Annotated in this window: 10 protein-coding genes; 5 read left to right on the top strand and 5 right to left on the bottom strand. The window is 40.0% G+C overall.

The window, feature by feature from the left end; all coding sequences use genetic code 11:
* Positions 1–36: 36 nt before the first annotated feature.
* On the bottom strand, positions 37–906 hold the full coding sequence (locus J3U68_RS06030; protein ID WP_267375486.1) for a DMT family transporter: 870 nt from the start codon (positions 904–906) through the stop codon (positions 37–39).
* 586 nt (positions 907–1,492) lie between these two features.
* On the opposite strand from J3U68_RS06030, the gene J3U68_RS06035 reads away from it, so the two are divergent.
* From J3U68_RS06035 to J3U68_RS06055, 5 genes are all read left to right on the top strand, one after another.
* Positions 1,493–1,819, top strand: coding sequence for an HLGFF motif protein (locus J3U68_RS06035; protein WP_267375488.1), 327 nt, complete (start codon positions 1,493–1,495; stop codon positions 1,817–1,819).
* 35 nt (positions 1,820–1,854) lie between these two features.
* Positions 1,855–3,183, top strand: coding sequence for an MFS transporter (locus J3U68_RS06040; RefSeq protein WP_267375490.1), 1,329 nt, complete (start codon positions 1,855–1,857; stop codon positions 3,181–3,183).
* A 120-nt stretch (positions 3,184–3,303) separates the two neighbouring features.
* Positions 3,304–6,135, top strand: a complete 2,832-nt coding sequence (uvrA, locus tag J3U68_RS06045) for an excinuclease ABC subunit UvrA (protein ID WP_267375491.1) — start codon at positions 3,304–3,306, stop codon at positions 6,133–6,135.
* Between the two features lie 119 nt (positions 6,136–6,254).
* Entirely contained in the window at positions 6,255–6,707 is a 453-nt protein-coding gene (locus J3U68_RS06050; protein WP_267375492.1) for a hypothetical protein, read from the top strand.
* A gap of 489 nt (positions 6,708–7,196) precedes the next feature.
* Positions 7,197–8,045, top strand: coding sequence for a MetQ/NlpA family ABC transporter substrate-binding protein (locus tag J3U68_RS06055; protein ID WP_267375494.1), 849 nt, complete (start codon positions 7,197–7,199; stop codon positions 8,043–8,045).
* A gap of 488 nt (positions 8,046–8,533) precedes the next feature.
* Here J3U68_RS06055 and J3U68_RS06060 read toward each other — a convergent pair whose 3' ends face one another.
* The 4 genes from J3U68_RS06060 to J3U68_RS06075 all read right to left on the bottom strand — a co-directional run bounded on the left by J3U68_RS06060 (position 8,534) and on the right by J3U68_RS06075 (position 11,944).
* Positions 8,534–9,106 (bottom strand): pseudouridine synthase, encoded by a 573-nt coding sequence (locus J3U68_RS06060; RefSeq protein WP_267375495.1) that lies wholly within the window; start codon positions 9,104–9,106, stop codon positions 8,534–8,536.
* 42 nt (positions 9,107–9,148) lie between these two features.
* Positions 9,149–9,943 carry an ABC transporter ATP-binding protein gene (locus tag J3U68_RS06065; RefSeq protein WP_267375496.1) on the bottom strand — a complete coding sequence of 265 codons (795 nt, stop codon included), beginning with the start codon at positions 9,941–9,943 and terminating at the stop codon, positions 9,149–9,151.
* Positions 9,940–10,842 (bottom strand): ABC transporter permease, encoded by a 903-nt coding sequence (locus J3U68_RS06070; protein WP_267375497.1) that lies wholly within the window; start codon positions 10,840–10,842, stop codon positions 9,940–9,942. Before J3U68_RS06070 ends, J3U68_RS06065 begins: the two co-directional genes overlap by 4 nt.
* Before the next feature lie 103 nt (positions 10,843–10,945).
* On the bottom strand, positions 10,946–11,944 hold the full coding sequence (locus J3U68_RS06075; protein ID WP_416384632.1) for an ABC transporter substrate-binding protein: 999 nt from the start codon (positions 11,942–11,944) through the stop codon (positions 10,946–10,948).
* Positions 11,945–12,544 lie beyond the last annotated feature (600 nt).

The raw sequence follows: 12,544 nt of genomic DNA on the forward strand, positions 1-12,544 counted from the left end.
GTTTTTAAGCCAGTGCTGATGCACTGGCTTTTTAATTTACTGCTCAACTTTCTTGGGAATAAATATGCATGCTGTTGCAGCGCCCATAACCATAATCATGCCAAGCAAAGATTGCAACGTAACAGACTCTTTTAATAAGACAACAGCCAACACCACGCCAAATACTGGCTCCAACGCCAGAAATATACCGCTGATACTGGCGGATACCGTTTCAAGCCCTTTATTCCAACACCATGCCGCCACAAGACTACATCCAATACCTAAATAGATGATGGCGCCAACTCCCTGTCCGGAAAATTGCATCTGCCATTGCTCAACCAATGGAATCATCAAGGGTAAACCAAAGAGAGTTCCTGTTTGTAGGGTTAAGGCAGTATAAATTTTGACATTCATCGATCGCATAAATTTCTGCGATAATCGAATCCAGAAAGCCATAACTATGGTTGAAGAAAATACCAAACCACAGCCAAGCAATGAAATGCCATCATGGCTCTGTTGAGGCTTCCCCACTACCAGCAATACGCCAATAAAAGCCACTATTCCCAGTATAAATACGACAACCGGTGTTTTCTCCCGAAAAAAAAGCAATCCGACCAATACAATGATGATGGGTTCCATGCCTATAATTGTCACAGCACTGACTGCGGGTATGAGTTTTAGTCCACTAATCTGTAATAGATAAGTGACTGGATAGGTCAGCAACCCAAGGAAAGTAATTTGAATCCATTTTTGTCTCGACAGTGAATTTCCGTCTTTAACATAGTGATAACTTATTGGTAGTGTAACAAGTGTAGCCAAAAGCAACCGAAATAGAACCACTAAAACAGGATCTATCATGGCATAAGCCAATTTGGTTGCGATAAATGAGCTTCCCCACATAAATGATGCAATGAGTAAATAGTGCATAAATAATTTGCTATATATGTTGATTTAAAATGATACGATATGGATAAAGCTTAATTCCTAGGTTCACTTAATTATCCATACCTTGTTGAAGGATCGATCTATCCATCAAAACCATTTTGCCCGCATGTTGTCTAGCTGAACAAATGTGTTTATTCACGCACATTATCTATAACAAATATAGTTGCGTCTACTCGTCAGAACCTCTGCTCATTAATTTGCTATGACTAAACTATGACCCACAAGCTAAACCTTCAATTAGCTCATCAGTATGCAGGTAATTTAACGCGATCCAATTAGCCATTCTTTTTAGTTTCATCACGTTCGTTTCCACAATCGATATTCTTTGCTGAAGCTACTCTTGTTAACCTTCAATCTTGTGTTGCTAATTTAGCTTGGCTGATAACGATTAAAATTTCTATTTTAATTTGCATTTTGAATGATTTTTAGTTGATCATTATTTTGTATTGATAATCTTATAGTTATATTTACAGCCATGGGAAATGGCACTCTATTTTTTTAGCTGCTAAAATTGAACTATATCACCTTGAAATTTGCTCAAACTTGTTTAACCATAAGATTTATCATTATGCTTTATTTTAGTATTAACAGTAGTAACAATCTGCATCTGGGTTTTTTGGTGTTGATGGATGAAGATGATTCTGCTTATGCCGATGGCGCAGTGGGTTATTATGCGATTAAGGCTCAGGCAGACGAAGCCGATCAAATAGCTTGTGCTGCTGAATGGCGAATTTTGTCAGGTTTATCGCAGCAAGCAGGATTAAAATGGCATAAAAACCATGATTATGTTCAATTATGCAATGCAAACAATGAAATCATTGGTCAGCTTCGTCAACAATACTTGATCTTACAAGGTCAGCATTTTGTGCTTAATGACTTAACTGGCACATTATAACAATCCGAGAAGTTCCATTTCCTACAAGGATAATCATGTCTACTCCCGATTTACTGCCATCAAAAAAACAATTTGCGTTTTTAGCAACCAAAAGGTTTTTACCATTATTTGGAACTCAGTTTTTCGGAGCTTTAAATGATAATCTATTCAAAACCACCTTGTTTGTCTTAATCAGCTTTTATGGTTTAGGTAACAGTTCGTGGATATCTGGCAGCCAAATGTTGAACATTGGAGCCTTACTGTATATTCTGCCCTTTTTTCTGTTTTCTGCATTATCCGGTGAAATTTGCAATAAGTTTGATAAGGCTATGGTTGCCCGCTGGATCAAATTCGCAGAAATTTTTATTATGCTATTGGCTGTGTTCGGCTTTGTGCATCAATCGTTATTCATTTTATTGTGTTCATTATTTCTAATGGGTACACACTCTACTCTATTCGGACCGCTCAAATATTCTATTTTGCCGGAATATCTGGAAGGTCATGAATTACTCAATGGTAATAGTCTGATTGAAAGCGGTACTTTTCTAGCCATTTTGTTTGGGCAAATTTTAGGCACGTTGTTAGCCGGGGCACATATCTATGTGCTGGCAACGATTTTGATTATTATTGCGCTGCTTGGTCAATTGTCCAGCGTGCAAATGCCACGAGTGCCGGCTCAGTTTCCGCAACAAGTGATCGAAATAAATATTGTACGCAGTACGTCGCAACTGTTGAAACAGACTTATCAGCAAAAAAATGTCTGGATGTCGATTATGGGTATTTCCTGGTTCTGGTTTTTAGGATCCGTTTATATCACGCAATTACCGACATTTACGCGACTCAATTTAGGCGGTAATGATCAAGTGTTTAATCTGCTGTTGACCCTTTTTTCTATTGGCATCGGTATTGGTTCTATTCTTTGCGCACGCTTAAGTAAACATAAGCTGCATCTGAGTTTATTGGTTTTCGGCGCTATCGGTCTGACCTTTGCCGGATTATTACTGGTATGGCTTAGCCCCAATTCGCCAGTAACTGATATGGCCAACATCAGTAGCTTTTTAGGACGCCCAAATGCCTGGTGTATTCTGTTTAGCATTATTCTGATCGGTTTTTTTGGGGGCTTTTTCTCGTTACCATTATATACATGGTTACAAACAGCCAGTACTGATGATTTCCGTTCCCACGCGATCGCTGCCAATAATATTATTAATGGTCTGTTTATGGTATTGGCTTCAATATTAAGTGTGGTTTTAATTTGGTTGTTTGACAATATCAATGTTCTTTATTTTATTGTCGCCATCGGCAATCTGCCGGTGTTGTATTATTTATGTCGTAATAATGAGTTACGTATTGATTTCATGAGATTTATTTTACGCAAACATTAAAACGTTTACTTGTCTACATTGGTATAAAAGATTGAAATTGGTATAATCAATGTTTGCTTTAACTTTGTGTGATTAAGTTATGGCTTAACTTTTTTTATTTCTGTTTCAGGCTATTGCATCATGTCAGATAACGATATTATTCGTATACGCGGCGCACGCACCCACAATCTTAAAAATGTCGATCTGGATATTCCTCGACATGAACTTGTGGTGATTACCGGACTTTCAGGAAGTGGCAAATCATCGTTGGCTTTTGATACGCTTTACGCGGAAGGTCAGCGACGTTACGTTGAAAGCCTGTCTGCTTATGCCCGTCAGTTTCTGCAAATGATGGAAAAACCTGATGTTGATCTGATTGAAGGTTTATCACCGGCTATTTCAATTGAACAGAAAGCGACCAGTCACAATCCTCGTTCTACTGTAGGCACAGTTACAGAAATTCATGATTATCTGCGTTTGCTGTACGCACGAATAGGGACACCGTATTGTCCGGAACATAATTTGCCTTTAACCAGTCAGACTGTTTCGCAAATGGTGGATCATGTATTAGCTTTGCCTGAAGATTCACGAGTGATGATATTGGCTCCTGCTGTACGCGGTCGTAAAGGAGAATTTGTTGATCTATTTGCCGATTTGCAGGTTCAGGGCTTTGCCAGAGTGCGGGTAGATGGCGAAGTTTATGCTATAGAAGAAGTACCTAAGCTGCAAAAAAATATTAAGCATGACATCGATGTGGTTATTGATCGGGTTAAGGTACGTGCCGACATCAAACAACGTCTGGCCGAAAGCTTTGAGACTGCCCTGCGCCATGGCAATGAACGTGCCTTAGCTGTGGAAATGGACAATGGTCAAGAACATTGGTTTTCCGCCCGCTTTGCCTGTCCGGTTTGCTCATACAGCTTACAAGAGCTTGAACCGCGCTTATTCAGTTTTAATAATCCAGTTGGCGCCTGCCCCAGTTGTGATGGTCTAGGTAGCCTGGACTATTTTGATCCGGAAAGAGTGGTCATGCATCCTGATCTGTCTTTATCCGGTGGCGCCATCAAAGGCTGGGATAAAAGAAATACCTTTTATTTTCAAATGATTCAATCATTAGCTCAACATTACGATTTTGATGTAGACACCCCATTTAATCAACTCAGTGACAAAGTTAAAGAGATTATTTTGTATGGTTCTGGTAAGGAAGAAATTGAGTTTACCTACCTGTCAGAACGCGGTACTCGCTTCACCCGCAGCCATCCATTTGAAGGCATTATCCCCAATTTAGAACGTCGTTATCGCGAAACAGATTCGAATACGGTACGCGAAGAATTAAGTCAGTATCAAAGCCATCGTGCCTGTCCTGCATGCGGTGGTGCGCGCTTGCGCCCAGAAGCACGTTATGTGTATGTGGGCGAAAAACCGATTCATGAAATCAGCGCTTGGCCGCTGACCGCTACCTTACAATTCTTTGAAGATTTAAATCTTGAGGGTAATAAGAAACAGATTGCAGAAAAGATTTTAAAAGAGATCACTGAACGGCTGGGCTTTTTAATCAATGTTGGGTTGAATTATCTGAGCTTGGCCCGAAGTGCTGAAACTTTATCAGGTGGCGAAGCTCAACGTATTCGCTTAGCCAGTCAAATAGGATCCGGACTGACAGGGGTGATGTATGTATTGGATGAACCTTCAATTGGTCTACATCAACGTGACAATGACCGTTTACTTGACACGCTAAAACATTTGCGCGATCTGGGGAACAGCGTTATTGTGGTGGAACATGATGAGGATGCCATTCGGGCGGCTGATTTTGTCGTCGATATGGGACCCGGCGCGGGCGAACATGGTGGAAATGTGATCATCGCTGCACCACCGGCACAAATTGCCGCCTGTCCTGAATCCATTACTGGTCAGTACCTTAGCGGTAAAAAAGCCATTGCTGTTCCCGCTGAGCGCACTCCGGTTGATAAAGAGCGTTTGCTGAGCTTACGTGGTGCCAGTGGCAATAATCTGAAACATGTTACCTTAAATTTACCTTTGGGTTTAATTACCTGTATCACTGGTGTTTCAGGCAGTGGTAAGTCAACTTTAATCAATGATACTTTAGCTAAAATCACCGCCCGTGAATTGAATCGAGCCAGCACTGAGCCGGCTCCCTATGAAGAAATTTTGGGCTTAGATCATCTGGATAAAGTGATTAATGTTGATCAATCCCCTATCGGCCGGACTCCTCGTTCAAATCCTGCCACTTATACAGGTTTGTTTACACCGATTCGTGAATTGTTTGCCGGCGTGCCTTTATCCCGTGAACGTGGTTATAGCGTTGGCCGTTTTTCTTTCAACGTAAAAGGTGGTCGCTGTGAGGCTTGTCAGGGCGACGGGGTAATTAAAGTAGAAATGCACTTTTTGCCAGATATCTATGTGCCGTGTGAAGTGTGCCATGGCAAACGCTATAACCGCGAAACATTGGAAGTGCAGTATAAAGGAAAAAATATCAGCGAAGTTTTGGAAATGACAGTGGAAGAAGCTTGTGCTTTCTTTGATGCCGTGCCCACAATTAAACGTAAACTGCAAACACTGCAAGATGTTGGTTTAGGCTATGTTCGTTTGGGTCAATCGGCAACCACCTTATCAGGTGGCGAAGCGCAAAGGGTCAAACTGGCTTTGGAATTGTCTAAACGTGACACCGGACGTACCCTCTATATCCTGGATGAACCCACTACTGGATTACACTTTGCTGATATTGCTCTGTTATTGGATGTCATTCACCGTCTTAAAGGCAAAGGTAACAGTATTGTCATCATCGAACATAATTTGGATGTGATCAAAACTGCCGATTATATTATCGATTTGGGACCGGAGGGAGGAGATGGTGGTGGCACCATAGTCGCAGAAGGTACGCCTGAACAAGTTGCGGCCAATTCCAAAAGCTTTACTGGCAAATATTTGCGCAACTTGTTAAAACCCTCTTAAACTAAAGTAAAAACAGGTTGTCATTAAAACGTGCATTATGGCTAAATCAAAATTCTTTTAGTAGAGAGAATGTTATTCTCAATCGAATTAAATGAAAATGCTTGGTCAATAGGACAGCTTTGCAACTTATTTACGATAGAGGGAAAAGGTGCCGAGCAATATACTTTGGCTTTTTCAATTACTTGTTTTCATCAGAAGAAGAGTTAAAAGAAGAAGTACCAATTTTGCATTTGAGTAAGCCGATAATAATTTTGACTATAAATGGCAATCCTGTAAAAAATTATCGGCTTAATATAATCGGGGCAAGGGAAATCAATGACCAGAATGTTCCAAATTATAAAAATGAAATATCCCCATCATTAGGATTATATAGAAATCAATCCCAAGATTTTGATCATATGTTAAAAACATTTTTTGGACTTCACCCTTGGGACGGATTTTATCAAGAGAATTATGTAAATGAATTTCTAACACAAGCAACAGTTAAAAGAAAAGATGTCAAATATCTGAAAGATTTTAGTATTGGGCAATTAAAACAAAAAATGCCTGCCAATAGCTTTAAATTAAAATAGATATTGGAAATTCAATAAACTTTAATCGCTTCAATCGAATGTGCCGTGATGCTCTAAGCTCTTTGCACATTCAGCCTGTTTTAATCTGCTGCGTTTAGTCCAAGAAAAATCATAATTTAACGCAGCAACCACGATTCCTGTAGTATTAATTATTCTGTTTACTCTTTAAATGACTGCATGGTTTGAAAGAAATATCGGACTAAGATTAATTAAAAAATTGTTCGCATATTTCTAATCTCTCATATGAGTTTGCACCAAATAGCCTTAGGTGTATTAAACGACAATATTTTTAACTTACCGGATTTTTTTAAAAGCAATGCAACCTCTTATCAACATGTTAAAAGAGCATAATTAACAGTCGAAATAAATATTCTATTAAGCAACACATAGATTAGAAATATTTATCAATAAAAAGCAAAATAACACATAAATAAACATATTTGTGTTACTGTTGACATATGTATCACTCTATGAACATAAAGGCTCATGATGAAAAAATTATTACTAACTTTACTTTCCCTTACTGCTGTCGCTTCATTGCTCACTGCATGTAATCAAAAGACTGAAGAAACTGGAGCACAAGCCAGTAGTGCTGCGAGTAATACACCGGTAGTCAGTAAAACAACCATCAAGGTTGCTGCCACTCCTGTTCCTCATGCAGAAATTCTAGCTGTGGTTAAGCCTATACTGGAAAAAGAAGGTGTTGATTTGGAGATTGTGCAGATGACTGACTATGTCCGCCCTAATCTTGCTTTAGATGAAAAAGATGTCGATGCCAACTATATGCAGCACAAACCTTATCTGGATGATTTTGTCCAAAAACGTGGTTTGAAATTAACCAGCATAGCCAATGTTCATGTTGAACCGATGGGTATTTATTCCAAAAAAATCACCTCTCTTAATGATGTCGGTGATGGTGCAACGGTAACCATTCCTAATGATGCCACCAACGGTGGCCGTGCCTTGTTATTGTTGCAAAAAGCCGGCTTATTAAAATTGAAAGACAATGCTGGTGTTGCTGCCACGGTAAACGATATCGTTGATAATCCTAAAAACCTGAAAATTACTGCTTTAGAAGCACCACAACTACCCCGCACTCTAAATGATGCTACCCTAGCAGTGATCAACACTAATTTTGCCATGGAAGCCAATTTGGTACCCACCAAAGACGCTTTGTTTATTGAACAAAAAGATTCTCCTTATGCCAATATTTTGGTAGTACGCAGCGGAGATGAAAATCGTCCAGAAATAGTTAAATTGAAACAAGCTCTAACTTCTCCTGAAGTGAAAAAATTTATCGGAGAAAAATACAAAGGGGCAATTATACCGGCGTTTTAATGAGCTAAATAATTCAGTATTTATCCAACATATAACCCTGATAAAAGTTATCAGGGTTATATTTCTTCTGGTTCTAGTTTGACGCACAATTTAGTTATGTTTTTACAGTGATCAATGGATGACTGGATAAGAGATAGATCATCATGATTCATCGGTGACTAAACACATTATTGTAATAAGAATGCAAAGATTGAAAGAAGATGGCTGTCCATTGTTTCATATTGATACGCCTTTAGCCTAAATATAGTTAATTTTTTTGTTGCATCAGAATAAAGGATTCTAAACCTGATTTGCTTGAACAAAATCTGTGGCTACAACAATGCATATGAAATAGATATTGACTTGGAATAATGCGACGAATCAGCAGATTTGGCTTGCATGCGGGAGAAAACTGAAGATAAACAAGAAAAATATTAAAATGATAATGAATAACGAAGATTTTATTGATACCGCAGCAAATTGAAGCCTGTTGCAATAAGAATCTGATTTTAAAATAAATCTTGCTGCTTCACCCATTGCCATTGACCTAGTGACAATTGGCGATTAAAAACATTCAGACGACCAATACCCACTCTTACCAGACGCAGACAAGGCCAGCCAACCTTGGCACACATTCGACGAACTTGACGATTTTTTCCCTCACTGATTTGGATTTGGAGCCAGAAATCAGGCACAGTCTGGCGCACCCGGATCGGGGGTACACGAGGCCATAATGCTGAAGATTGCGAAGAATCTAACAGATTTACTTTAGCTGGCTGGGTCCTGAAATCCCCCAAATCTACCCCGCGGCTTAACTGCTGCAACTTCTCTGCATCAGGTTGACCTTCAACCTGAGCCCAATAAGTTTTGAGCAGCTTATATTTAGGATGGGCGATTTTCGCCTGCAACTTTCCATCTGCTGTCAGCAGCAACAATCCTTCACTATCGGTATCCAGACGACCAGCAGGATAAACATTTTTCACCGGTACATATTGCTGTAATGATGGGTATTTATCATGCGCACTGAACTGGCAAATCACTCCATAAGGTTTATTTAGTAATATCAACCCTGTATCAGACATTGCTAGTCGTCCATAAGTAAAGATAGCAGCACAGCCAGCACTTTAGCCGAGCAATAAAGAATCATCAGTAACTTCTTCGCCCTGATTCATTTCGAACATTTGTAATAAATCACTGACAGTCATATTGGCTCTTTTTTCACCGCTTACATCGATTAATACCTGACCTTGATGCAACATGACAGTACGTGAGCCATGCTGTAATGCTTGTTGCATGGAATGAGTTACCATCATCGCAGTGAGTTTATTTTCATTAATGATTTTATCCGTAAGCTCAAGGACGAAAGCGGCGGTCTTCGGATCCAGTGCTGCAGTATGCTCATCTAATAATAGAATTTTAGATGAGTGTAATGAGGCCATTAGCAAGCTCACAGCTTGTCTTTGTCCACCTGATAACAAACCAATCCGGTCAGTCAATCGATTTTCCAATCCAAGGTTGAGTACCGCCAGTTTTTCTCTGAAGAGTTCTCGTTGTTCTTTATTAATGGCCAGTTGTAACCCGCGACGCTGCCCTCGTTTTAACGCTAAAGCCATATTTTCTTCAATAGTTAACGCTTCACAAGTTCCCGCTAAAGGGTCTTGAAAGACGCGCGCTACTAAAGGAGCTCGCTTATAAGCAGGTTCGCGGGTTACATCTTTATTGTTGATATAGATATGACCAGAATCAATATTGACATCACCACTAATCGCATTAAGGAAGGTTGATTTTCCCGCGCCATTACTGCCGATAACCGTGACAAATTCTCCCTCAGCAATATCCAGACTTAATCCACGCAATACATGGTTTTCTATCGGCGTGCCCGGATTGAAGGTTAGCTGTAAATTTTCAGCGTGCATCATGCTTTAAATTTCCTTCTGAAATAGCTTTTAATAGCAGGTAAACGCAAGGCCAAGACAACCAATATGGCGGTAATTAAATTTAAATCCTGAGGTCCAAATCCAATACTTTGCAAAGTGTTACTGCCCAATGCCAAGGCTATGAAGGCTCGATATAATACTGCCCCGATGATGACTGCCATCGTAATCACAAAAAAGCGTTTGCCCGGAATTAAGGTTTCTCCAATAATCACCGCAGCCAAACCAACCACGATGGTGCCGATACCAATTGAGATATCAGCCCCGCCCTGTGTTTGCACAAATAAAGCACCGGCCAACCCGATTAAGGCATTTGATAGCGCGAGTCCAAGTAATAAGGTGCGAGAAGTGTTAATACCTTGTGCTTGAGTCATCCGTGCATTCACCCCTGTAGCCCGAATGGACAGTCCTATTTCGGTTGAAAAAAACCAGTCCATGAAAAGTTTAGCTACAATCACAAATCCAAATATAACCAATGGTTGTACCCAATATTGATTGGTGCTATCACTATTGATCAAAGGAGAAAATACACTTTCCTGCCCCAATAACGGTAAATTAGGAGACCCCATAATACGCAAATTGATGGAATATAACGCCACCATAACCAGAATGCTGGCGAGTAATTGCATAATTTTTAATGAAACATGTAACCACCCTGTCATCAACCCAGCAACAGCTCCGGCCATTCCCGCCAAAGCACAAGCAAGCCATGGATTCATGCCGTGTGTGACACAAACGGCAAACACGGCTCCGCCCAGCGGAAAGCTACCGTCAGCAGTCAGATCGGGAAAATCGAGAATACGAAAAGAAATCAATACCCCTAGAGCCACGAGAGCATAAATTAGCCCACTTTCTAAGGCACCAAATAATGCAATTGAAGACATAATCACCAATAAATAAATATAGGATTAATCATAGTAACAACATCGGCAAAGCCAACTATCAGCCTGCCGATGTTTATCCTGTATGGATAGCAAAGTAGTAAAACTAGTCGACCACTTTACTTTGTTTTAACAACTCCTCGGAGAGTGTAATCCCTTGCTCCGCTGCATGTGACTTACTCACCAGTAATTCCAATTGATCAGCACTCATGCGTTGAGACGGAATATCACTAGGCTTTTCACCTTTTAATATGCGACCTACAATCTTGCCGGTAGCCACGCCAAGCTCATGATAATTAACGCCTAACGCAATCGCAGCACCTCGTTTTACTGAGCCAGTATCAGAAGCGACTAATGGCATTTTCATGTCCTTAGCCACTTTATACATGGATTCATATGCCGAAACCACGTTATTATCCAGCGAGGTATAGATCAAATCAACTTTGCCTTGCAGACTTTTGGCCGCTTGCGGTACATCTGTAGTGCGCTGAGCTGGTACAGAAACCAGAGCAATACCATCCTTTGCCAGCAAGGTTTGTAATTGTTTCATCACCACAGTTGAATTAATTTCACCTGGACTGTAAACATAACCAACCGATTTCAAATTAGGCACGGTTTTTTTCATAATTTCAATCTGTGCCGGTAATGGCAATTCATCCGATACACCGGTCACATTGGTTTTACTGGCTTCCCAGCTAGGCACCAATTTGGCCGAAACCGGATCAGTAACCGCGGCATAAACGATCGGAATAGTTCGGCTCGATGCCACCATGGATTGTGCGCTGGGGGTACCGATTGTAACAATCACATCTGGATTACTGCCAGCAAATTTCTTAGCAATCTGCCCAGCTGTAGCTGTATTGCCCTGAGCACTTTGAAAATCCAGTTGCAGGTTTTTACCTTCTTCATAACCTTCTGCTTTCAGCTCTTCGATCACACCTTTGCGCACGGCATCCAAAGCCGGATGTTCAACAATGGCGGTAATCGCTACCTTTTTAATATTGCTGTCTGCGGTTGACTGTTTATTATCAGCTGGTGAGCAAGCTGATAGCATACAGGCAGCAGCCAAACCTAAAGCCAATAAATTATTTTTTGCTTTGAGCATATATTGATTCCTCAGAATACAGTTATGGCAAAATTCTGCAATTAAATTGCCCTCTCCAGCACCATACGATGATGGATATTGCGAATTATACAAAATTTCGCGCCGGCAATAGATTTAATATAGCCATTATCAGGCATTTTAATTGAAATAAAATACAATAAAATACAATTTTTAAGCAATAATATATCAATATAACCCAACTATTAGAACTCAATTTCATTCCACATCAAAAATTGCTATATCTCACTTTTATTCAATCGAGGGTTTAATTGCCTTGTTTTAGAATTAAAACCACACCACACCATCAATCTTATAGCCTTAATTTAACTTTCTAGAGGTGAACACCATGACTTAACCAACTTTTCTACACCACTCTGTAAATCACCAATCGCCATACACCTATTTGCACAAATAATGACTAGCCACCGAATTAAATAGACAAATTTTAAGCAACCAAGTGTTCACCGTTGGAAAACCACCTATTTAATCTGGGTAATTATATATTCAGCAATGATTCAGTTGTATACTAATGGGTCTACTTAATAATAATTGTCCCCGAACAGTAAAGTGCTGCAAAGTATCCAGCAAAAACATTTAATG

It is taken from the genome of Snodgrassella sp. B3882 (genome assembly GCF_026535915.1).
Taxonomy (GTDB): domain Bacteria; phylum Pseudomonadota; class Gammaproteobacteria; order Burkholderiales; family Neisseriaceae; genus Snodgrassella.